The sequence below is a fragment of the Marivita sp. NO-S04 genome (assembly GCF_059070475.1).
Genome location: NZ_CM180980.1, coordinates 1080362 through 1103637 on the forward strand (window position 1 = coordinate 1080362; position 23276 = coordinate 1103637).

18 protein-coding genes and 1 other annotated feature are annotated in these 23276 nt (G+C 59.9%); of the genes, 13 read left to right on the top strand and 5 right to left on the bottom strand.

From position 1 onward, the window contains the following. Window positions 1-80 precede the first annotated feature (80 nt). Window positions 81-1700 (bottom strand): ABC transporter substrate-binding protein, encoded by a 1620-nt coding sequence (locus ACK3EW_RS05830; RefSeq protein WP_493808830.1) that lies wholly within the window; start codon window positions 1698-1700, stop codon window positions 81-83. A gap of 180 nt (window positions 1701-1880) precedes the next feature. On the opposite strand from ACK3EW_RS05830, the gene ACK3EW_RS05835 reads away from it, so the two are divergent. The 6 genes from ACK3EW_RS05835 (at window position 1881) to ACK3EW_RS05860 (ending at window position 9675) form a co-directional block, all read left to right on the top strand. Continuing rightward, a complete protein-coding gene (locus ACK3EW_RS05835) occupies window positions 1881-2831 on the top strand; it encodes a LysR substrate-binding domain-containing protein (protein ID WP_493808831.1) in 951 nt (316 codons plus the stop codon). Between the two features lie 117 nt (window positions 2832-2948). After that, complete coding sequence (locus tag ACK3EW_RS05840) at window positions 2949-4367, top strand: M20 family metallopeptidase (protein WP_493808832.1); 1419 nt, start codon at window positions 2949-2951, stop codon at window positions 4365-4367. A 71-nt stretch (window positions 4368-4438) separates the two neighbouring features. Beyond that, window positions 4439-5673, top strand: a protein-coding gene (locus ACK3EW_RS05845; protein ID WP_493808251.1) for an IS3 family transposase whose coding sequence is annotated in 2 segments (ribosomal slippage) — window positions 4439-4739 and window positions 4739-5673 — 1236 coding nt in all. Because the reading frame shifts where the segments join, the coding sequence is not laid out codon by codon here. After that, window positions 4726-4842 (top strand) — a sequence feature (AL1L pseudoknot). (Overlaps the previous gene by 117 nt.) 99 nt (window positions 5674-5772) lie before the next feature. Beyond that, entirely contained in the window at window positions 5773-6888 is a 1116-nt protein-coding gene (menC, locus tag ACK3EW_RS05850; RefSeq protein WP_493808833.1) for an o-succinylbenzoate synthase, read from the top strand. Next, window positions 6885-7568, top strand: a complete 684-nt coding sequence (locus ACK3EW_RS05855) for a GNAT family N-acetyltransferase (RefSeq protein WP_493808834.1) — start codon at window positions 6885-6887, stop codon at window positions 7566-7568. The genes menC and ACK3EW_RS05855 overlap by 4 nt, the downstream gene beginning before the upstream one ends. A 151-nt stretch (window positions 7569-7719) precedes the next feature. Then, the gene (locus tag ACK3EW_RS05860; protein ID WP_493808835.1) at window positions 7720-9675 is read left to right on the top strand and encodes an autotransporter domain-containing protein; all 1956 of its coding nucleotides are present in this window, start codon (window positions 7720-7722) and stop codon (window positions 9673-9675) included. A 103-nt stretch (window positions 9676-9778) separates the two neighbouring features. On the opposite strand, the gene mepK is transcribed toward ACK3EW_RS05860, so the two are convergent. Continuing rightward, window positions 9779-10348: a peptidoglycan L,D-endopeptidase MepK gene (gene mepK / locus ACK3EW_RS05865; RefSeq protein ID WP_085633365.1), complete on the bottom strand. Its 570-nt coding sequence runs from the start codon at window positions 10346-10348 to the stop codon at window positions 9779-9781. A 344-nt stretch (window positions 10349-10692) separates the two neighbouring features. Here mepK and ACK3EW_RS05870 point away from each other — a divergent pair, with 344 nt between their 5' ends. Genes ACK3EW_RS05870 through ACK3EW_RS05885 form a run of 4 tightly spaced genes read left to right on the top strand, consistent with a single transcriptional unit; the run spans window position 10693 to window position 14938 of the window. Further along, entirely contained in the window at window positions 10693-12303 is a 1611-nt protein-coding gene (locus ACK3EW_RS05870; protein ID WP_493808836.1) for a L,D-transpeptidase family protein, read from the top strand. Between the two features lie 29 nt (window positions 12304-12332). Next, the gene (lpxD, locus tag ACK3EW_RS05875) at window positions 12333-13424 is read left to right on the top strand and encodes a UDP-3-O-(3-hydroxymyristoyl)glucosamine N-acyltransferase (RefSeq protein ID WP_493808837.1); all 1092 of its coding nucleotides are present in this window, start codon (window positions 12333-12335) and stop codon (window positions 13422-13424) included. A 38-nt stretch (window positions 13425-13462) separates the two neighbouring features. Further along, entirely contained in the window at window positions 13463-13723 is a 261-nt protein-coding gene (locus ACK3EW_RS05880; RefSeq protein WP_439121255.1) for an acyl carrier protein, read from the top strand. Window positions 13724-13729: 6 nt separating this feature from the next. After that, window positions 13730-14938 (top strand): beta-ketoacyl-[acyl-carrier-protein] synthase family protein, encoded by a 1209-nt coding sequence (locus ACK3EW_RS05885; RefSeq protein WP_439121254.1) that lies wholly within the window; start codon window positions 13730-13732, stop codon window positions 14936-14938. A gap of 110 nt (window positions 14939-15048) precedes the next feature. Here the strand turns inward: ACK3EW_RS05885 and ACK3EW_RS05890 are convergent, their stop codons facing one another. Then, window positions 15049-16446 (bottom strand): pyridoxal phosphate-dependent decarboxylase family protein, encoded by a 1398-nt coding sequence (locus ACK3EW_RS05890; RefSeq protein ID WP_493808838.1) that lies wholly within the window; start codon window positions 16444-16446, stop codon window positions 15049-15051. A 544-nt stretch (window positions 16447-16990) separates the two neighbouring features. On the opposite strand from ACK3EW_RS05890, the gene glnE reads away from it, so the two are divergent. Together glnE and ACK3EW_RS05900 are read left to right on the top strand one after the other, a co-directional pair. Then, entirely contained in the window at window positions 16991-19783 is a 2793-nt protein-coding gene (glnE, locus tag ACK3EW_RS05895; RefSeq protein ID WP_493808839.1) for a bifunctional [glutamate--ammonia ligase]-adenylyl-L-tyrosine phosphorylase/[glutamate--ammonia-ligase] adenylyltransferase, read from the top strand. 3 nt (window positions 19784-19786) lie between these two features. After that, entirely contained in the window at window positions 19787-20050 is a 264-nt protein-coding gene (locus tag ACK3EW_RS05900; protein ID WP_493808840.1) for a hypothetical protein, read from the top strand. 39 nt (window positions 20051-20089) lie between these two features. Here the strand turns inward: ACK3EW_RS05900 and ACK3EW_RS05905 are convergent, their stop codons facing one another. Both ACK3EW_RS05905 and ACK3EW_RS05910 read right to left on the bottom strand, forming a co-directional pair. Continuing rightward, window positions 20090-20725: a response regulator transcription factor gene (locus ACK3EW_RS05905; RefSeq protein WP_493808841.1), complete on the bottom strand. Its 636-nt coding sequence runs from the start codon at window positions 20723-20725 to the stop codon at window positions 20090-20092. A 644-nt stretch (window positions 20726-21369) separates the two neighbouring features. Then, window positions 21370-22005 carry a LuxR C-terminal-related transcriptional regulator gene (locus tag ACK3EW_RS05910; RefSeq protein WP_493808842.1) on the bottom strand — a complete coding sequence of 212 codons (636 nt, stop codon included), beginning with the start codon at window positions 22003-22005 and terminating at the stop codon, window positions 21370-21372. Between the two features lie 445 nt (window positions 22006-22450). On the opposite strand from ACK3EW_RS05910, the gene ACK3EW_RS05915 reads away from it, so the two are divergent. Next, the gene (locus tag ACK3EW_RS05915; RefSeq protein WP_493808843.1) at window positions 22451-23275 is read left to right on the top strand and encodes an ABC transporter substrate-binding protein; all 825 of its coding nucleotides are present in this window, start codon (window positions 22451-22453) and stop codon (window positions 23273-23275) included. Window position 23276 lies beyond the last annotated feature (1 nt).

Here is a 23276-nt window from a genome sequence, read left to right on the forward strand (position 1 = left end):
TGGGGCGCTTTCCGGGCTGGACGAGGGAATAGGGTCCCACGGCGGCCCGGAGGCCGCCGCAGGCGTTCAGCGAGTGGTAATTATTGCACCGGCTTGATCGAGGCCGGCAGCGTGTACTGGTCGACACGCGGCGTATAGGTGATCTTGTCGGTCATTGCCCAAGGCGTCACCTCGAAATGCAAGGGCAGGATTGCCCAATCCGCCATCGCGACGCGCGACGATTCACGCAAAAGCTCTTGACGGGCATCATCGTCCACAGTGGCCAGCGCCTTGGTCAGCAGGTCATCGATCTCGGGGTTGGAATACTGCCCCCGGTTGGTGCCACCGTAACCACGATCCCCGTCGCGCGTGGCGACAAGTGCCTTGATTGGCGAAGACATTTCACCCGTGCCCGCACCCCAGCCCGCAAGGTAGACCGAGAACTCGTAGGCGTTGCGGCGCGAGAAGAAGGTCGAGGCCGTGACGGCATCGATTTCTGTTGTAACGCCGATCCGCGCCCACATCTGCGCGACCGCCTGCGCAACCTGCGCATCGTTGATGTAGCGGTCATTCGGGGTGCCGATAGTGATGCCGAACCCATCCGGGTAGCCCGCCTCGGCAAGCAACGCCTGAGCACGATCCGGGTCATAGGGGGCAGGTGGCATGGCGCCTTCCTCATGTGCGCCGAACATGCCGGCGGGCAGCAATTCGCCAGCCGCCACAGCCACGCCACCCATGATCCGGTCGACGATCGCATCGCGGTTGATGGCGATGGACAGCGCCTCGCGGACACGCACGTCCTTCAACGGGTTCTTGCCGTCGGTGCCGGTGATCATCGGGCTGGGTTCCTGCTCGTGATCCATATGCAGATAAATCACGCGGTTCGAGATACCCTGAACCACCTGAAGGCCACCTTCGGAATTGATCCGCTCAAGATCCTGAAGCGGCGGATTCTCGATGAAGTCGACATCCCCTGCAAAAAGCGCAGCCACACGCGGACCATCAGAAGTCAGCGGCTTCATGCTAACGCGCTCCCAAGGGGCAGCATCTCCCCAGTAATTTGGGTTGCGGACAAGTTCGATGCCCTCGCCACGGCGGAAGCTTTCGAGCAGGAAAGGACCGGTGCCGATAGCGGCTGCACCTTCGTTGAACGCTTGCGACTCGGGATAGGCAAGGTCGCCGCAGCCCTCGGGCGAAAAGTCGATCGTCGAACCGTCGACGCCGTTGGCCTTGGCCGAGATGATGCCCCATGTCGAGAATTCGGTCGGCAACAGGGGGTAGGGCGCTGCGGTGTGCACGATCAGCGTCATCGGATCGGGCACTTCGAAATCCTTGATCGCCTTGGTGTATGTGGTGAACAGCGACGGCGAATCCGGCACGCCGGGGATGCGGCAGACGGAATAGACAACGTCATACGCATCAAAGGCCGAGCCGTCCGAGAAGGTTACACCTTCTCGCAGCTTGAACTCCCAACGGGTGTCATCCAGCGGGCGCCAGCTTGTGGCAAGCTGGGGAAACAGCTTTTGCTGCTCGTCGCTGCCGACAAGGGATTCGAACATGTTGCGACGCAACTGGTTGTTCGGGCCAAGGTTGTGAAAATGCGGATCAGCCGAGCTCGGTTCGGAGGCCAAGCCGATCCGCAAGTCCTGAGCAAGGGCGGGCAGAGCCGGCAACGCGGTAGCGACGGCAAGCGCTGTCAGGCGCAGATACCTTAGGGTCATGGAACATCTCCCTGTTCATCCAGGTGTGCACACGCCACCCGGCTTGTTTTTTGATAGTATGACGAGGTTACCCTCCGCCCGCAGTGAAGGAAGCCAAGACTTCATTCACTTTTGCTATGCACATATGCTGTAACTGCATTACGGTTGCTTGTAGCAAAGCCACCGGGACAGGTTATCGCCATGCGCAACAACTGGCATTCGATCCGCGAATACGAAGCCCTGCGCGCGGTCATAACCTCGGGTACGACCAATGGCGCGGCGCGTCTGCTTGGCATCTCGCAACCCACGGTCAGCCGCGCGGTCAGCCAGCTTGAGGCGCGGTTGAATGTCGTGCTGTTCGAACGGCGTGGCGGGCGGTTGCGCCCCACTGCCGAGGCGCTGCGTCTGAACGCGCAACTGGACCGTCTGTTCGATGCGATTTCGTTGATCAACGGCTCCGACCCAGACGAACCCGGCAACCAGCCGCTGCGGCTCGCGGCACCACCATCACTGGCCGACTTGGTGGGGGCCTGTATGGCGAGCTTCATGAAGCTGCACCCAACACAACCCATGTCGCTGGAAACCTGCACCTCGAACGGGTTGGTCAGTCGACTTGTCGATGATGCGGTGGATCTTGGCTTCACCCATGCGGATTTGACCCATTCCGCTATGGAGTTGATCCCGTTTCAGGAAAGCGAGGCGGTCTGCGTCATGGCGCGCGGCCATCCGCTCGAGGTGCATGATATCATCACTCCAGACCTGCTGGATGGGCAGAACTTCGTCTCGATCTTGCGGCGGCACATCGTGCGATCACGTCTGGATCGCCTGTTTGCCGAGGCGGGCGTTGCCCCGAAACGCGTGGCCGAGGTGGCCACCGGGCTTAGCGCTGTGACGCTCGCGCGGGCGGGCAGTGGCGTGACCGTGATCTGCCCGTTCCCGGTTCTGCGGGCGGATGATCCGACGCTGACAATCCGTCCCTTTCTGCCACGGTTTGTCTACCGGACCTCGTTTGCGGTCTCCACGGTGCGCCCTCTGACAAAGACCGCGCGCGCTTTCATGCGGCATGTGAAAATGTCCATTCGCTCCGATCCGGCGTGGCATGGCATCGTCAGCGAACGCAGCACGCGGCCAGTTCTGGAAGACAGCGTTTAGCAGTTCTCTGACGTCGATCCGCGCCGGATGCGCGCAAGAGGCCCATTTCAAAACAGCGTTGACGCGGGCGACAGCTTGAGGCGAAGTCGCGGCATGGCCGATCCCGGAGGAGTCCCGATGCCCACAAACGAAAACCCGATCTGGTCCTTTGTCGACGCCAAACGCGAGGCCTTCATAAGCTTGTCCGACCGGGTCTTTGACACGCCGGAACTGGCCTATACCGAGGTCCGTTCTTGTGCCGAACATACAGCGATGCTCAAGGTACAGGGCTTCCGCATCCGCGAAGCAGTGGCGGACATCCCAACGGCGGTGATCGGCGAAGCTGGATCGGGTGGGCCCGTCATTGCGATCCTTGGCGAATACGACGCGCTGCCGGGGCTGAGCCAGCAGCCGGGGCTGTCGGAACCGCGCATGATCGACGACAGCGGCTTCGGCCATGGCTGCGGCCATAACCTTTTGGGTGCTGCGGCCATTCTGGCAGCGACGGCAGTCAAGGACTGGCTTGCGGCAGAAGGTATCGAGGGCAGAGTGCGCTACTACGGCTGCCCGGCGGAAGAGGGCGGTGCCGCCAAAACCTACATGGTGCGCGAAGGCCTGTTCGACGATGTCGACATCGCGATCACGTGGCACCCCGCCGGGTTCAACGCGGTGGATGATGCCCGGTCGCTGGCCAACACGCGGATTGATTTTACCTTCACCGGCAAGGCTGCTCATGCTGCAGGGGCACCTGAACTGGGACGGTCCGCGCTCGATGCGGTCGAGCTGATGAATATCGGTGTGAACTACATGCGCGAACATATGCCCGACGATGCGCGGGTGCATTACGCCTATCTTGATGCAGGCGGTCCTGCGCCGAACGTCGTTCAGGCCCGCGCCACCGTCCGGCAGCTGATCCGGGCGCGCGATCTCAAGGGGTTGGCCGACCTCGTGCAGCGCGTCCGCGCAATCGCGGATGGGGCGGCGCTCATGTCGGGCACCAAGGTCGAGTCGCAGGTCTTTTCTGCCGTGTCGAACCTTATCGGCAACCGCCCGCTGGAAGAAGCGATGCAGGCCGAATTCGAAGCCCTTGGCCCGGTGCCCTTTGATGACGCTGATCTTGCCTTTGCCCGCGAGATGCAGTCGACGCTGACCCAAGACGACATTGCCAGCATGTTCAGACGGCTGAGTAGGAAACCCGATTATGATATGCCGCTTTGCACCTTCATCGCGCCGCTTGACCGACCCTTTGGCGGCGGCATGGGGTCGACCGATGTGGGCGATGTGAGCTGGGCCGTGCCGACGGTGCAGGCCCGCGTGGCGACGTGCGCCATGGGCACGCCACTGCATACTTGGCAGCAGACCGCACAGGGCAAAGCCCCCTTTGCGCATAAGGGAATGGTGCATGCAGCCAAGGTGATGGCCGCCACTGCGCGCGCCGCCTTGTCGAACGATCTGCTCCGCGCGGCGGCGCAACAAGTGCATCAGCAGCATCTGGCCGAGTTTCCCTATACATGCCCGATTCCAGCCTCCACGCGGCCTCCGGTTGCGGCCGAATGAAGGGGTTAGACCGGCTCGCAGTGAACCGCCCCGGGTTTACCGGAGAGTAAAACACTCAAAGGATGAGCCCTATGACAAAGCAGAGATTCACCCCCGCCTATCCGGCCGAGCTTCGCGAACGCGGTGTTCGGATGTTTCGAGAGAACCGTACCGATTATTCCAGCGATACGGCCGCCTATAAGGCCATCGCGCCGAAGCTTGGCTGTTCGCCGGACAGTCTGCGGGTCTGGTGTCAGCAGGCCGAACGCGATGCCGGGCAGCGGGCCGGTCTGACAAGTGCCGAGAAGGATCGGATCAAGGAACTTGAGCGTGAGGTCCGTGAACTGCGCCAGGCCAACGAGATCCTGAAGAAGGCCAGCGCATATTTCGCAGCGGCGGAGCTCGACCGCCCATTCCGCAAATGATCGCGTTCATTGATGATCACCGTTGTGTCCATGGTGTCGGGCCGATCTGCCGGGTTCTGGGGATCGCACCATCGACTTATTACGCCTTCAAGGCCGTGGAGCGTGATCCGGATCTGGCATCGGACCGGGCCAGGCAGGATCAGCTGGACATGGCTGCGATCAAGCAGGCCTTCGAGGGCAGCCGGGGCCGATATGGCGCGCGCAAGGTCTGGCACCAGCTACGCCGCAGTGGCCATGATATCGCCCGCTGCACGGTGGAGAGGTTGATGCAGGTCATGGGATTACAAGGCGTTGTGCGGGGCAAGAAGGTGATCACCACCAACCCCGATACGGCACAACCTTGCCCGCACGATAAGGTAAACCGAGCCTTCGTGGCGGACATGCCAAACCAGCTTTGGGTCAGCGACTTCACCTATGTTTCCAGCTGGCAAGGAATGGTCTACGTGGCTTTCATCATCGACGTCTTCGCCCGCAAGATCGTTGGCTGGCGGGTCTCGACCTCGATGACGACTGGTTTCGTCTTGGATGCCCTGAACCAGGCCATCTGCCAGAGGGCGCCGTCTGAGGCTGACAAATTGATCCATCACAGTGATCGTGGCAGCCAATACCTGTCGATCCGATACACCGAGCGGCTCGCAGAGGCCGGCATCGATACCTCGGTCGGAAGCGTCGGCGATTCCTATGATAATGCCCTCGCCGAAAGCATCATCGGCCTGTTCAAGACCGAGGTCATCAAGTTCCTCGGCCCCTGGAAGTCGGTCGGTCAGGTCGAATGGGAAACTCTGAAATGGGTCGACTGGTATAACAACACCCGCCTTCACAGCGCCGTCGGTTACATCACGCCACAAGAAGCAGAGGAGGCATTCTACGCAAGCTTGAACGCTGACGAAAAAGCAGCCTAACTATTGAACCAGAAACTCTCCGGTAAACCCGGGGCGGTTCACAGAGACGGATCTAGAACTTTGATTGCCGGGCCCGACTGGGTGACCTAAGACTTGACCATGACCCACGCCTTTACAATCAAACGAGCCGAGCTGCGGACGGTGCATCTGCCACTTCTGACGCCCTTCGTCATCTCCACCGGGACAATGACGCACAAGACGTTTCCGCTGCTTATACTGGAAGCAGACGGCATCACCGGGATCGCCGAAGGGGTCATGGACCCGCTGCCCGACTACCTTGAAGAAACCACTGCGGGTGCGCTTGACCTATTGCGCACCGCGGTGCTGCCAAAACTGGTGGGGATGCGGATCGCCAGCCCGACGGACATCGCGCCGCTCTTGGCGCCATGGCGTGGCAATCGCATGGCCAAGGCGGTTGCTGAAATGGCGGTCTGGGATCTCTGGGCGCGATCGCTGGACCTGCCACTCTGCGCACTGCTCGGCGGTGTGCGCGACCGGATCGAGGTGGGGGTGAGCCTTGGCATCGCGCCGCTTGACGTCACGCTGGACCGGATAGCCGAGGCGCAGGCGCAAGGCTATCGGCGGATCAAGCTGAAGATCAAGCAGGGGCATGATCTGGCGCTGCTCGCCGGTGTGCGCGACCAGTTTCCCGACATCAAGCTGACGGTGGACGCCAATACCGATTACGGCCTGACAGACCTTGCCACGCTGCGCAAAATGGATGCGTTCGGACTGGATTACATCGAACAGCCCTTGGCCTTCGACGACATTCTGGACCATGTGCAAGTGCAGGCCGCGCTGCAAACGGCGATTTGTCTCGACGAAAGCATCCGCACCACCAAGGATGCACGGATCGCGTTGCAGATGGCGGCGGCGCGGGTGATCAACATCAAGGTGGGTCGCGTCGGCGGCATTGCCGAGGCGCGGGCGATCCACGATGTCTGTGCCGCCTTCGGCGCACCGGTCTGGTGTGGCGGCATGCTTGAAAGCGGGGTAGGCCGGGCGCACAACATCCACCTTGCCACGATGCCGAATTTCACCAAACCCGGCGACACCTCCAGCGCCAGCCGCTATTTTGCGCGTGACATCATCAATGAACCGCTTGAGGCCGAGGATGGGCTGATGTCGGTGCCGCAAGGGGCGGGCATCGGCGTCACGTTAGACATGGCCTATCTCGACACAGTGTCTGACGTGGTTGAGATCTGGACCGCATGACGAGCCTTGTTTTGCGCGACCTTGCCTCGCTGGCCGAGTTGAAGGCGGCTGAGAAGTTCCAGCGTTGCGTCTGGGGCAAAGACGATCCGGCGGACAATTCCGACCTGATGATGGCGATCCAACATGAAGGCGGGCTGCTGGCGGGGGCCTTTGACGGCGACCGGATGGTAGCGTTCCTGTTCGGCTTTCCGACCAGCGATCCCACGGCACAGCATTCGCACCGCCTCGGGGTTCATCCCGACAGTCAGGGGCAGGGCTTGGGTGTGCGGATGAAGCTCTACCAGAAGGACTGGTGCCTTGCGCGCGGCATCACTCACGTTCGCTGGACGTACGATCCGGCGCGGCGCGCCAATGCAGTGCTGAACATCCACCGGCTTGGGGCAACGGCGAAGACCTATTACCGTGACTATTACGGCGCGATGGAGGGGATCAACGCAGGTGTGCCCTCGGACCGCTTGCTGGCCGATTGGGACCTGACCCGCCCCGACGATGCTTTGATAACGCCTGTGGACCAGGTGCACATTCCCGCTGATTTTGCATCTTTGGTCGCCGACGCCCCGCAGGACGCCCTTGCCGAACGGCTGCGCATCCGCGCCGCGCTAGAGGCGGCTTTTGCCGATGGTCTGCATGTTGCGGGCTTTGATCGGACGGCCAACGCCTATATGCTAGCGCGGATCTGATGCCACAGGTGTCGGTGTCCTAAGGTTACCTGATGTCACCTCACGTCAATTCGTACCGATCCGGCAGTTAGTCGTTGACTTGAACCCCGTCGGCTCTGTTCAGTAACGTCAACAGACTGGCAGCGAAGAACCGCCGACGGGAGGACCACCAATGACTTTCAAAACCCTCGCTCTTGCGAGCACGATGCTGACGGGGCTTGCCAGCCTCGCCACCGCCGAAGAACTGCGCTTTGACGATGTGTTCATCATCGGCGACTCGCTTAGCGATGCAGGCGCCTATTCTCAGTCGGTGATCGCAGGCGGCATGGGGGCTTTGCCCGTCATAAATTACAAGTGGCTGACCAACGCTCCGGATGGATCGGCACTGACATATGGCGAAGTGCTGGGACAATCTTTGGGCCTGAGCCTTGGGCCGAATGTCTATTCGGGCGTACCGCTGGCCGGGCAAGGCGAAGTGGCGCTGGGTGGCACGATCTATGCCGAAGGCGGATCGCGGGTCACCGACCCGGCGGGCATCGGGTTCAACCCCGATCTTGGGATCACCACGCGGTCGCTGGCCGAACAGGTGGACCGGATGCTGGCCGACCGACCTGAACTGGGCGAGAACGATCTGGTGATCCTCTGGGGCGGCGCCAACGACGTCTTCGCCCAAGCTGGTGCAGTGGGCGGTGGCCTGCTCCCACCAGAGGCCGCAGCGGCGAACATGGCACAGGCCGCGACCGAGCTTGTGGCTCTTGTGGACCGTGTTCGCGACGCTGGTGCGGAATCCGTGATCGTCGTCACCATCCCGGATATCGGCTCGACGCCGTTTGGTATTTCGTCCGGTCCGCAAGGCGCTGGCCTGCAAACCGCCCTGACCGACGCCTTCAACAGCACGCTTCTGGCCTCCATCGGGGATCGCGCGGTGATCGTGGACAGTCAGAAACTCTTGGGTACGGTTCAGGCGGATCCTGTGAAATACGGGTTCACCGCCCCGAATGCGGCTGTGATCCCGGCCTGTCCCGACACATCGCTAAGCTGTTTGCAGGGCTTCAACGCCAGCGCCGACAGCGAAGAGCGCATCTTTGCCGATGGGGTCCACCCGACAACCTCGGCGCATGCGCTTTTTGGTCAGGCGGCCTTTGCCGGTCTTCAGGCGGCAACGCAAACCGGTGCGATTTCTGTGGCCACGATGACCGCATTGCGCCAGCACGGGTTGTCCATCGAGAACCGGATGAACCCGACCGTGCTTGTTACCACGGATGAAGACGGCAACCGCCGTCGTCGTGAATTGGGAGAAGTCGATGTCTATGCAAGCCTTGATATCGGCCGTTTTGAAGGCGACGCGCAACAGGTCACACCCGGTTTGGAAGGCGCGACCAAGGTGCTCAAGGCGGGGGCCGACATAGCAGTTGCGCCCAACGCCACGATCGGTGCGGGCATCAGCCTTGATTATGGCGAGGTCGATTTCGACAATGATGCGGGCGGCTTTGACAGTGATCTGATGATCGGTGTTGTGTTCGGCCAGGTCGCGCTGTCGCAAAAGTACTATGTCAACGCTGCCTTTGGCGATGGGCGGATCAATGTCGATGACATCACCCGCAGCTTTACCCTCGGTCCGGCGACGGAAACCTACACCGCCGACACCGAAGGCAGCTACCGTTTTGCCCGGATTGGCGGCGGTGCGCTCTATTCGCTGAACGATCAGGTGCGGCTCAACCCGTTTGCGCATTACACATGGGAAAAAGTGTCCATCGACGGCTTTACCGAATCGAACGGTGCGGCAAGCCTGTCCTACGGCGATACGGAATATGAATCGCAGCGTCTGACCGCTGGTCTTTCAGCGATCTTTGCGCCTGCGAACATGGATGGGCTGGTGTTCAACCTGCGTGGGTCCATCGAGCACGATTTCAATGATGATCCGCTGGTTGTGTCGTTGGGGCCGAATTCCGACACGCTGGGCAGTGTGTCCGCTCCACGCCCGGATCAGACATGGGGTTATATCTCGGGCTCGGTGGTCAAGGAGCTGGGATCGGGATCGTTTCTGAGCCTGACCGGGGCCAGTTCGGTCGGGCTTGATGGCGCGCGCGGATTCACCGGGGCCGTGACCTACAAGATGACGTTCTGATCGGCCGCGGGGGCGCAAGCCCCCGTCGTTGCAGAGGGCCGGAAACACCAAAGGCTGCCAGATCGGCAGCCTTTCGTCATTTGTAACAGTGTGAAACGGTGCGTTACCGTCCCCAGGTGCGCACAGGGCCGCAATCCATGTGGACGAAGTTTGAGCCCGAATACCGCCCGACGCCACCCGCATTGCACGCAGCCGCGGCGCGATACATCTGGTTCACCGAGCGCGAGTTCAACCGCAGGTCTGCCGCCTGACCCTTGAGGTGGAGCGAATTCTTGGCCACGCCCGAGCTGCGACTGCGCAGCATGGCATTGGTCTGCGGGCTGCGATAGCCGCTGAGCAGCGTGTAGGGTTCCGATACATCCAGCAGATTATGCGCTGCTGCCATAATGTCGATGGTGCGCAGATCGATGGATTTGACATCATTGGTACGCCAATCGCGCATGAAATGATGCACTTCCTTGACGGCATCTCCGATGTAGTCGCCTTCGATCCAGTAGATCATGTCGATCCGTTCACCGGTCCGGCCCGAGTACATCTTGATCCGTCGGATATCGCCCCCACCGCGCAGGAAACCTGCAGCTTTTGAGTAGGTTGGCGCCACGGTGAGTGCCGTTGCCGCAAAGGCGGTCAGCAATCCCCGGCGCGTGAAACCGCCAGATATCGTGTCAGTCATTGAAAAGTGCCTGTCCCGTTTGTCACTTTACCCGTCGTCCGTGTCGTTCCACGAACCTGCCGAATGCCTATCGTGCGCAGACTATGACACATCCCGAATCTCAAAAAAACCGAAAGTTCCCAAAAATAATTCAGATCAAGGGTTTTCGGCAGGAATCTGCTTAAATTGCCCAACTGTGTTAAAGTTACGCTACACCTGCGATCGGCGATGCAGCACAGCCGCATGTTGGTGATAAAACGTAAAAACAAACTTTTTGTGAATGGACACCATGATGGGCTGCAGAAAACATGGGAACTGCACATCGCATTTTGGCGTTGACCTTCAGTGACTTAGGAGACCGATCAATGACCCATCGGACGTTTTTGCGCAGCGCAGCGGCAATTGCCCTCGTGGCAGCCAGCTATTTGGCTCCGCAAAGCGCGGGGGCGGTTCAGGTCACCGCATTCCAGCAGGCTGTTGCCGAAAGCGTGTCGGGCGACGACCAGATCGCGGCGTTCTACCGCGAACGTGGGTTCGCACCGATCTGGACCGGTGGCACCGAGGCTGATCTTGAACGCCGCACCGCGCTGCTCGAAGCGTTGAGCATGGCGCAGTATCACGGCTTGCCTGTCGCCAAGTATAACGCCGAAGCGTTGCTGTCGCGCATGGCCTCTGTGCGCAGCGGTTTTGATCGCGGGTCGCTCGAAGTGTCGCTGACCGAACTTTACCTCGACTTTGCCCGCGACCTGCAAACCGGCGTGATCGAGTCCCCCCGCAGCGTACGCAGCGAGATTGTTCGCCAAATCCCGCTGCGCGAGACAAGCTACTACCTTGATGGGCTTTTGTCGGACACGCCGCGTGCCTTCCTTGGGTCGCTGGCACCACAATCGCAGGAATATGCGCGCTTGATGAAAGCCAAGATGCGGCTCGAGCACACCATCGCCCATGGCGGTTGGGGTGCGCCGGTGCCCGCAGGCAAGTACGAGCCGGGTGACACCGGGGCTGGCATTGTGGCGCTGCGTGACCGGTTGATCGCGATGGGCTATCTCGACCGGACTGTCACCGCGCGCTATGACACGTCGATCACCGACGCGGTGCGTGCGTTTCAGGAGAACCACGGCCTGACTGTAGATGGCGTTGCCGGCGGGGCCACCATTGACGAAATCAACACTGGTCCGCAGGACCGTTTGAAATCAGTGATCGTGGCGATGGAGCGGGAACGCTGGATCAACCAGCCAGGTGGTCTGGGCGAACGGCATATTCTCGTCAACCTCACTGATTTCAATGCGCGCATTTTCGATCATGGCAAACTGACATTCGAGACTCGCTCGGTTGTGGGGCATCAGGATCGCGACCGCCAGACGCCCGAATTCTCGGACGAAATGGACCACATGGTCATCAACCCAAGCTGGTATGTCCCGCGGTCGATCATTGTCGGGGAATACCTGCCCAAACTGCGCAACAACTCTGGTGCGGTGTCGCATCTGGACATCATCGACAGCCGGGGACGCGTGGTCAGCCGGGGACAAAGTTTTGCACGATATACCGAACGCAGCTTTCCGTTTTCAATGCGGCAACGCCCCGGTCCCAAGAATGCCTTGGGTACTGTCAAGTTCATGTTCCCCAACAAATACAACATCTATCTACATGATACGAATGCAAAAAGTCTGTTTTCGCGTGAGGTGCGCACCTACAGCCATGGCTGTGTGCGCCTGAACGATCCGCATGACTTTGCCTATGCGCTTCTGGCGCCACAAACCGACGATCCGGTGGGCTTTTTCCAGTCACGCTTGCGCAGCGGCGCCGAAACGCGGGTCAATCTTGACCAGCCTGTGCCGGTACACCTGATCTACCGGACGGCTTTCACCACCGCCAAAGGCCACACGCAGTACCGCCGCGATGTCTACGGGCGTGATGCGGATGTGTGGAACGCGCTTCGTGCGGCAGGGGTGGAGATCGCCGGAATTCGCAGCTAAACCTCTGGCCAATCAGGCCGGAGGCGTTCATGCCCTTTACCATTGCTGACATCGCAGCCGCTCTTGGCATCCGCGCCGAAGGGGACACGTCATTGATGGTGTCCGCCGTTGCGGAACCGGCGCAGGCCGGAAAAGACGACCTTGCGCTGGCCATGAAGCCGGAATTCGCCGAACAACTGCCCCAAGGACAGGCCCGCGCCGCGATGCTCTGGGACGGGGCCGATTGGCAGGCAATGGGTCTTTCTGCGGCGCTCATGGCCCCACGCCCGCGCTATGCCATGTCCGGCCTGTCGGCAATGATGGACACAGGGGCTGGCTATGTACCGGGCGTTCACGAAACCGCGCTTGTCGACCCGACAGCCAAACTCGCCGAAGGCGTGGCTGTCGGTCCGTTTGCGGTGATCGGGGCCGGGGCCGAAATCGGTGCAGGGTCGATCATCGGCGCGCAGGTGTTCATCGGGCAGGGCACAACACTCGGTCAGGGCGCGTTGCTGCATCCCGGCGTAAAGATCGGCCACGCGGTCACCATCGGCGACCGCTTCATCGCGCATTTTGGGGCGACCGTCGGGGCCGATGGCTTTTCCTTTGTCACGCCCGAACCGTCGGCGGCCGAAAAGGTGCGTGAAACGCTGGGCGATCAGGCGGGTGCCACCGCACAAAGCTATGCCCGCATCCATTCGCTGGGCGGTGTCGTGATCGGCAATGATGTGGAACTCGGTGCCAATTCCTGCATCGACCGGGGCACTGTTCGCGCGACCCGCATCGGCAATGGCTGCAAATTCGACAACCTTGCCCAGGTCGGCCACAACGTGGTGATTGGCAATGACTGTCTGATCTGCGCGCAGGTCGGCATCGCTGGGTCCAGTCGCATTGGCAACAACGTAGTGCTGGGCGGCCAGACCGGAGTCAGCGATAACCTCTTTATCGGCGACAATGTGATCACCGGAGGTGCGACCAAGGTGCTCTCGAACGTGCCTTCTGGCCGTGTGATGCTGGGTTACCCGGCGATGAAGATGGACACGCAGCTCGAGATCTACAAACAGCTTCGACGTCTGCCGCGCCTGCTGACCGATGTGGCACGACTCAAGAAAGCGGTTTCAAAGACCGACCCGAGCGACTAAATCACAGGCCGGGACGAAACAGCCTCCGAGGACCGCAGATGAACGTGCAAGACAAGGTCATTCGCATCATTGCCGAACAAGCCATGATCGAGCCGTCAGATGTGGCCCTGACCGATACGATGCAGGATTTGGGCATTGACAGCATGGGTCTGGTGGAATGCATCTTTGCGCTGGAAGAAGCGTTCGACATAGAAGTGCCGTTCAACGCCAATGAGCCCGAAAAGAGCGATTTTGACATATCGTCCGTGGCGACGGTGGTGGCCGGAGTGGAAGGGCTGATCGCCCGGCAAAAGGGCTGATCCGCGATGAAGCGCGTCGTCATCACCGGGGCGGGAACGGTCAACGCGCTGGGGCTGAACGTGCCCGACACATTGGAGGCGATGCGCGAAGGGCGCTGCGGGATCAGCGCCTTGCAGTTCCGCGATGTTGAACGGCTGGCCATCCAGATCGGCGCGCAGGTGCATGATTTTGATGAGACTGCGCATTTCAACCGCCAGCAATTGTCGCTCTATGACCGGTTCACCCAATTCACCCTGATCGCTGCCCGCGAGGCGCTGGCGCAGGCTGGCCTGGAGTTTTCGGGCGAACTGGCCGCTCGCTCTGGCGTGGTGCTCGGCAATTCTGGCGGCGGTATGACCACGCTCGATGAGAATTACCGAAGCGTCTACGAAGAGGGCAAGAACCGGGTCCACCCGTTTGTGGTGCCTAAGCTGATGAACAATGCCGCCGCCTCCCATGTGTCGATGGAGTTCAACCTCAAAGGCCCAAGCTTTACGGTCTCCACCGCCTGCGCCTCGTCGAACCACGCCATGTCACAGGCATTCCAGATGGTGCATGGCGGGCTGTCGCCTGTGATGATCACGGGCGGGTCGGAATCCATGCTGTGCTTCGGTGGCGTCAAGGCATGGGAAGGGCTGCGCGTCATGTCCAAGGACGCCTGCCGCCCGTTCAGCGCCAACCGCAATGGCATGGTGCAGGGCGAAGGCGCGGGGGTTTTTGTCTTCGAAGACTACGACCACGCCCGCAAACGTGGGGCTGAAATTCTGGCCGAAGTGGTGGGCTTTGCCATGACCTCGGACGCGTCCGACATCGTGATGCCCTCCAAGAACGGTGCCGCGCGCGCCATCGCCGGGGCGCTGCATGATGCCAAGCTGAACCCGCAGGATGTGGGCTATATCAACGCCCACGGCACTGGGACGGCGGCCAATGACAAGACCGAATGTGCCGCCGTGGCGGACGTGTTCGGGGCGCATGCCGACCGGCTGATGATCTCGTCCACCAAGTCGATGCACGGGCATTGCATCGGAGGCACCGGCGCGATCGAGCTTCTGGCCTGCATCATGGCCCTGCGGGACGGGGTGATCGCGCCCACCATCGGTTATGAAGAACCGGACCCCGAATGCGCGCTGGACGTGGTGCCCAACGTGGCACGCGAGGCACAGGTGGATGTGGCCCTGTCCAATGCCTTTGCCTTCGGCGGGTTGAATTCGGTGCTGGCGCTGCGGCGGGTGTAAGGGTGTGGATGACGCAAGGGCGTACGACCGCTTTGAGCCGAGTGTGACAGATGCTGTGCTGGAAATGAATGTCCACATTCAATCAGTGCGCGCCAACACTGGCTGCACCGTCATTTTACAGCTTGCCATACTTCTTCGACCACAGTGCGTACCATCATGACATCTTCTCGAGTGGTGTCGAACTGGCCGACTTGGACACGGATAATCTTGCGATCTTCAAACGCGCCTTGCGTCAGGTAGACACGCCCGTCATCGTTGATCGCATCCACCAGTCTTTGCTGGGCTGTGTCATCGCCCGAACATCGGAATGAAAACAGGCTGAGCATCGGTTCTGTCACGATCTCGAACCCATCGAGCGCACGGATTTGCTCGGCCAGGTCTTCGGCCCAGGCGACATGATTGCGGATACGGGCTTGCAGGCCTTGCAACCCATACGATCGGATCAGGAACCACAGTTTGAGCGCCCGAAAGCGGCGACCAAGCGGGATCGTCCACTCCGAAAAGTTCGTCACCTTGTGGCCACTGGTCTTCAGATATTCGGGTTCGATTTTCAGGGTGTTCATCTGCAACGTCGGATCGCGAAGGAATTGAACCGAACAATCGAACTGCGCGCCCAACCATTTGTGTGGGTTGACGACGATGCTGTCGTACCCATCGACACCGCGCCAGAAGCGGTCCCGAAATTCAGAACAGATCATTGCGGAGCCTGCCCAGGCTGCATCGAGATGGGTGTAAAGATCATAGGCACGCGCAACTTCAAGGATTGCGGCGAGGTCATCAGTGCCGCCGACGCCAGTCCCCCCGGTAATAGCGATAATCCCAGCAGGGACGTAACCCGCCGCCAGGTCGGCCCTGATTGCCGCATCAAGCTGGGCCGCGTCCATACCAAAGAGCGGACCGGTTCCCGGGATTTTGACAAGGTTGTCCTGACCGATCCCGGACACCCAACAGGCGCGATCAATCGAGGCATGTACCTGATCTGAACAATAAACACGCAGCTGTCCTCGCCCTGAAAGGCCCGTCCGGTTGCCTGTGAAGTCTGTGGCCCTTTCGCGCATAGTAAGTACCGCGGAGAGCGTGGCGGATGACGCGCTGTCTTGAATCACTCCGGACATGCCATCAGGCAGGCCGAGTGCCTGGCGCAACCAATCCACCATCACGGCCTCGACCTCGGTGGCCGCAGGAGATGTCTGCCAAAGCATGCATTGCGCTGCCACGGTGTTGACCAGCTGTTCTGCAAGCATCGACGGCGGCGTCGCATTACCCGGAAAATAGGCAAAAAATCTTGGGTGCTGCCAATGCGTCATGCCTGGCATGATGATGGCGTCGAAGTCCTGAAGGATCGTCGCCATATCCTCTGGCTGATGCGGCGGTGATTTGGGAAGCTGGACCGCGATGTCGCCTGGTTTTGTCTGCGCGCGTACAGGTCTGCAACTTAGGGTCTTGTGATACTTCGCGCCCCAATCGGCGATTTCCTTGCTCCAGCCTGCGAACTCGTCCCAGTCCATAACTCAATTCCTTCTGGGTCACTTACGAGCGGGACCTGTCCGTTCGTTTTTGGAGTGTCGAGCTTAGATTGCCGTAAAAACCAGAGGCAACATAGCAAGAAATGCCGACATTCGATCCGATGCAACGAAAGGAGGCTTTGTCCCGCACATCTGCCATCTGAACCGGATGTGACCGCACGTATGGTTTCACAATTGTTAACACCCGGTCCGCCATACCTCCGCCCACGATGCGCATCGAGCGGGCAGGGTCACTCCCATGCCGCGACACTTGAACTGACTGCTCTCAGTCGCCCGCAAGGGCCGACCCTGAGAAACCGGTTTCAGAAGGCTCCATAGGGGCACAGGTCACGGGGGCAGCCCCGACAGAATGAGAGAACGGTCAGGCCACAGAGCGGCGCCGCTTCTTCTTCAAGATACGTCACCCTTGGACAGCGACCCAAGGACCAGATACCAACAACTCCTCGGGTCATACCCGAAGAGGGCGCTCGGCGCGCCATCGTCGCGCCCCATTGCACTTTCTCCAAACCCGTGGCCATCTGCGGCCATGAATTTTGCCAGCCGTATCACCCGACTTCCCCATGCGCACGAGCCCGAACAGGGCGCCGATGCGCTGACTGCAACGCCTTGGGCGACTGGGGATGTAGCCAAGCTGATCCACGGCGCGGGCGGCTGCAGCCCCTACCTCAAATCGCTGGTCGAGAAGGAAAGCGGCTGGCTCGAAACCGCGCTGGATGCCCCGGAAAACGCGCTTGTGCAGGAACACGCCACTCTGCGCGACACAGCGCCGGACGCCTTGCCGTCGCGGCTGCGGCAGGCCAAGCGGCGGGTGGCGTTGCTCACCGGGCTGGCCGATCTGGCCGCTGTCTGGCCGCTGGAATCTGTGACCCAGGCGCTGACCGATTTCGCGGACCTCGCGGTGCATCTGGCCCTGCGCGCCACGACCCTGCACGAGATCAAGCGTGGCAAGCTGCCGGGCCAGACCGAAGACGATGCCGAGAAGGCGGGCGGCATGGTGGCGCTGGCGATGGGCAAGATGGGCGCGGGAGAGCTGAATTACAGCTCGGACGTGGACCTGATCTGCCTGTTTGATGAAACTCGTTTTGATCCCGAAGATTACCACGAGGCGCGCTCGGCATTGGTGCGGGCAACGCGCAAGATGTGCGCCATGCTCAGCGATCTGACGGGCGAAGGCTATGTGTTCCGCACAGATCTGCGGCTGCGGCCCGATCCGTCGGTCACGCCGGTCTGCCTCGCCATGGAGGCGGCAGAGCGATATTACGAGAGCCTTGGCCGGACGTGGGAACGCGCCGCCTATATCAAGGCGCGGGCCTGTGCGGGGGACATCACTGCAGGCGAAAAGTTCCTCAAGACGCTGGTGCCGTTTGTCTGGCGCAAGCATCTTGATTTCGCGGCCATCGAAGATGCGCACGATATGGTACGCAAGATCCGCGATCACAAAGGGCTTGGGGGGCCGATCACTCTTCCCGGTCACAATATGAAGCTGGGGCGCGGTGGCATCCGCGAGATCGAGTTCTTCACCCAGACCCGCCAGATCATTGCCGGTGGGCGCGATCCTGATCTGCGGGTGCGCGGCACGGTGCCGGGGTTGGCGGTGCTGGCCGAAAAAGGCTGGGTGCCGCAGGACGTGGCGCAGACGCTGACCGACCATTACCGCGCCCACCGCGAGGTAGAACACCGGGTGCAGATGTTGCGCGATGCGCAGACGCACGACTTGCCGCAATCCGACGACGGGTTCGACCGGTTGGCCGCTTTCATGGGCACCGACCGTGCGGCGCTTCACAAAGACCTGCGGTCGCGTCTGGAAGAAACCCACACCCTGACCGAAGGTTTTTTTGGTGGCGACAGCACAGCCGCGCGTCGCAAGGCCGTGCCCGAAGAGTTCGAGAATTCCGAGATCGTCAGCCGCTGGCGCACTTATCCCGCGTTGCGGTCCGCGCGGGGCAGTGGGATTTTCGAACGGCTCCAGCCCGAGATTTTGGGCCGCCTGGCCAAGACCTCGCACCCGATGGACGCGCTGACCGCTTTTGACGGGTTTCTCAGTGGGTTGCCCGCTGGGGTGCAGGTGTTCTCGCTCTTCGAGGCCAATCCGCAGCTCATCGACTTGCTGATCGACATCGTCGGCGTGTCGCCCGAGCTCGCCCGATACCTGTCGCGCAACGCGTCCGTGTTTGACGCGGTGATCGGCGGGGATTTCTTTTCCGACTGGCCGGGGCGGGACGCGTTGCAGACGGCGCTGTCCGATCTTTTGGCGCAAGAAAGCGATTACGAGAACAAGCTTAACACTGCGCGTCGCTGGGGCAAGGAATGGCACTTCCGGGTCGGGGTCCATCTGTTGCGCGGCTTGATCGGGGCAGAAGAGGCAGGCACGCAATATGCCGATCTGGCCGATGCGACACTTGCAGCCCTCGCCCCCGAAGTGCAGGCGGAATTCGCCGGAAAGCACGGTCCGTGCCCCGGTCGTGGTGCGGTCGTCGTCGGCATGGGCAGCCTTGGGTCACGACGGTTGCATTCGCGGTCCGATCTGGACCTGATCGTGATTTATGATCCGGGTGAGGCCGAGATATCCAAAGGCCGCCGCCCGCTGGCGACCCGGCCCTATTACGCGCGTTTGACGCAAGCGCTGATCACTGCCGTGACGGCCCCGATGGCCGAGGGACGGATCTACGAAATCGACATGCGGCTGCGCCCGTCTGGCACTCAGGGGCCGGTGGCGACCAGTCTGGAATCGTTCCGCAGCTATCAAAAATCCGACGCTTGGGTGTGGGAGCATCTGGCGCTGACCCGTGCCCGTTGCGTGGCTGGACCGGACGGGGTGATGCAGGACGTAACCGCTGTGCAGGCCGATGTGTTGCAAGCCCCCCGCGACCGGGACGCTGTGCTGCGCGAAGTGGCGATCATGCGCAACCGCATCGCGTCGGCAAAAGGCTCCGGCGGGGACTGGGAGATCAAGCTGGGGCAGGGGCGGTTGCAGGACATCGAACTGGTCGCGCAGGCCGCGGCAGTGATTGCGGGCCAGCCCTTGGGCACGGTGCCCGGTGCGTTGGCGTGCGGGGCAGAATGTGGCTGGCTCTCGCCCGAGGATGCCGACGCCCTGAGTGCGGCCTACCGCTTGTGCTGGGCGCTTCAGATCGGGTCGCGGTTGATTTCAGACTCCACGCTTGCCCCGGATCAGGACAGCAGTGCCGCATCAGGGTTCTTGTGCCGGATCACCGGCACCTCCAGTATCGACGGACTTCAAGAGCAGTTGGCGGCATCCACAAAACGCGCGGCTGACGTGATCAATGCTGTATTGCCGGATGTGAGGGAAGAGGAATGAGCCATGCGCAAAGGTGATGCCACCGACCCGAAAGGGCTGATCGCGGAATCGTTCAAGATCGAAGGTATCACCTACGAGGAATGCCGGTCGATTTTTCTGGACTGGGCACTTGCGGTTCCGGTGGATGCCGACAGCCCAACGCTGATCCGCGCTTTGTTGGAGCGTCACCCGGTGGCCGACCACCCGATGACACAAGTGCTGACCGAAGGGTTGAGCGCTGCCAATGCGCCAAAGCGCAGAGGGGGCTGGAAGGGGAGGCGCAATTAGCCTTTTGCGTGTGCCCGTTGCCGAACAGATGAAGCAAGCTTAGGACAACAAGCCCTGTCGCTGGGCCATGACAAGAGCTTGTGTCCTGTTGGTTGCACCCAGCTTTTTGCAAAGAGACCGGACCCGCAGTTTGACGGTGGATTCCTTAATATTTAAACACTGAGTGATTTCTTTATTTGACATGCCAATCGAAAGCTTTTCGAGCACATCCATTTCACATGGCTTCAACACTGCATTTTCGCTATGTGTGACGCTTGACTGTCGCGAATACAAATCTGCCGGTATAAAAATCTGACCTGCCGTGATGAAACTCAAGACACTTTTGAATGCCTCAAGCGACAGCGATTTGGGCACAAAGCCAAAGGCCCCGACCTGAACGCAGCTTTCGACAAAAGGCTTGTCAGCGTAGTTCGTAAACAGAACAAGCTTTGCCGGTGAGGACAGTTTCGCGATTTGTGCAACGTCAGTGATGGTTACGGGTTTGCAAAGGTCCGTTTCCAACAGGATGACATCGAATTTATCCGCCGACGCCGTCTTCAAGATATCCACTGTGGATTCAATACTGTTTGCCGTTGATACGAGAAAATCGCCACTGGCATTCAAGGCTGTCGTGATCAGATCGGTTACCAGTTTTTGACCATCTACAATCAACAGCTTGGTTGTTACATCTGTCATGCTCAACACTCCAAATATTCTTGTTTTTTGGCGTAGCGTTTGCACTCATATCCACCCGAGCAGATGCCCCTCGCACCGCATCGGTAGAACTTGAACCACTCTTCTTTTAGTTGATCATCTTAAGGAATAGTAGCAGTGGAATGCCATTTGACTAGTCCGAACGGTCTTAATTTTCCGAGCGTGAGCAGAAGTTTGCTCGCTCAAAGGATAGTCGGTTAGTAAATATTGCGAATGTGGTGAGGTTTCGATCAAAAGAGTGGCTCGACAGAAAAATTCGCGTTAAAGGCGATTCGTTCGCTACTTTTGATGGCTCTTCTGACGCATGCACACAGGCGTCTTATGATACATCGTTACGCTGGCGCGCTGAGAGATATCTTAAGTTTGGACGGCCCGAGACGTCGGATGTCATACTGCTTCACGCAAACCGACTGCCGCTGGTCGACCTTTCTGGATTGGGCGCTGGCGGTGCCACTGCACAAGGACAGGCCAATTCTGATCCGCACCTTGCTGGGGGGGCGCCCGGTTGCGCGCCATCCAATGACAGAGGTGCTCACCAAAGGGTTGAGCTCCGCAAATGCGCTTTAACGCAAAGCGGCTGGAAGGGACGGCGCAGCTTACTGGCTGCAGTTCTCCCCTACGCAGGCTTAAGACAGCAGCCCTTGTCTCTGGGCGTTTACCAAGGCGTGTGTCCTGTTGGTTGCGCCCAGCTTTTTGCAAAGCGACCGGACCCGCAATTTGACGGTGGATTCCTTCAGGTTCAGACACTGTGTGATTTCTTTATTCGACATACCAATCGACAGTTTTTCGAGTACATCCATTTCGCACGGTTTCAACAAAGCACTGTCGCCGTCTGTGATACCCGACTGTCGTGAATACAAATCCGCCGGTATAAAGACCTGACCTGCCGTGATAAAACTCAGGACACATTTAAAAGCCTGCAGAGAAAGTGATTTGGGCACAAGGCCGAAGGCCCCAACCTGAACGCAGCTTTCGACAAAAGGCTTATCGGCGTGGTTAGAAAAAAGAACAAGTTTTGCAGGTGAGGACAGTTTTGCGATTTGCCTGACTTCGTTGATGCTGACTGGTTTGCAGAGGTCAGTTTCCAACAGAATGACGTCGAATTTATCCGCAGCCGACGCCTTCAGGATATCCAAAGTGGATTCAACATCGTTTGCCGTTGATACGAGAAAATCGCCACTGGCATGCAAGGCCGATGTGATCAGATCGGTCACCAGTTTTTGACCATCAACAATTAACAGTTTTGTCGTTGCGTTTGTCATACTCAACACTCCTTTGTTATTGTTTAGGGGGTAGCGTCTGCACTCATATCTATCCGACCAGATGCCCCTCGCAGCGTATCGGAAAAACTTGGTATAATCTTCTCATGGTTGATCTTACTTTTGATTGTCATATCGTAAGAGCGTGTTGGTGTTTTCCGAATGGTTTCAGTTTATCCTTTTGCGCTCGAAAAAGGTGATGCACTATAAAAATGTGTCAGTGTCCAACGTAGTTTGCTCTCGGCTGACCTGGAGCAGGTGTCAAAAGGTAACCCTGCGAGCAACGTGCATCCCGAACATCCCTGCCAGTGGTAAAATTTCGGGCGCCAGCACTTTGTGAAACGGCAGCCAAGCTGCGCCGCGCGTCTGCTTGCTGGACAATTTTCCGCCGCCGTCTAACCTCTGGTCGACTCAACAGGGTAGGACGATCAGACAAATGAAAATCCCAATGAAAACCGTTGCGACTTCCGCACTTCTGCTTGCTGCCTCCTCGTCGATGGCTTTGGCTGCCGGGCATGGCTCTTGTGCCACCGGGCTGACGCTGGAAGAGAATGTCTTGACTATCGCCACCGGCAACCCGGCTTATTACCCATGGGTTCTGAACGATGCGCCCGAAAGCGGTGAAGGCTACGAGGCGGCTGTGGCCTATGCCATCGCCGCAGAGCTTGGCTTCGAGGCCGACGCCGTCACATGGGTGCGCACCTCGTTTGACGAGGCGATCCAGCCGGGCGCCAAGGATTTCGACTTCAACATGCAGCAATACTCGATCACGCCCGAGCGCGAACAGATGGTCGACTTTTCGCTGCCGTATTACACGTCTGCGATGGCGGTGCTGACCACACAAAGTGTGGTTGATGCCGGGGCAACTGCGACGCTGGACAGCCTCAAAGGGCTGGTCTGGGGGGCAGATGCCAATACCACCGCGCTGCCGATGCTGACCGCGATTGTTGCGCCGGAAAAAGATCCGCTCCTGTACGGGGACAACACCGATGTGACAGCCGCAATGCAGGCGAACCAGATCGACGCTGCGCTGTTCGACCTGCCGACCGCGCTGTATCTGTCTGCGGTTGTGGTTGAAGGCGGTGTGCTCTTGGGCCAGTTCCCTGCTGATCGGTCCGAGAACCCGGACCAGTTCGGCCTGCTGTTCGAAGAGGGCAATCCGCTGCGCGATTGCGTGAACACGGCGATCACTGCACTGACCGAGAGCGGCAAGCTGGCCGAGATCGAGGCCACTTGGTTGCAGGATGCCACTGGCGTTCCCGTGATCGAGTGAC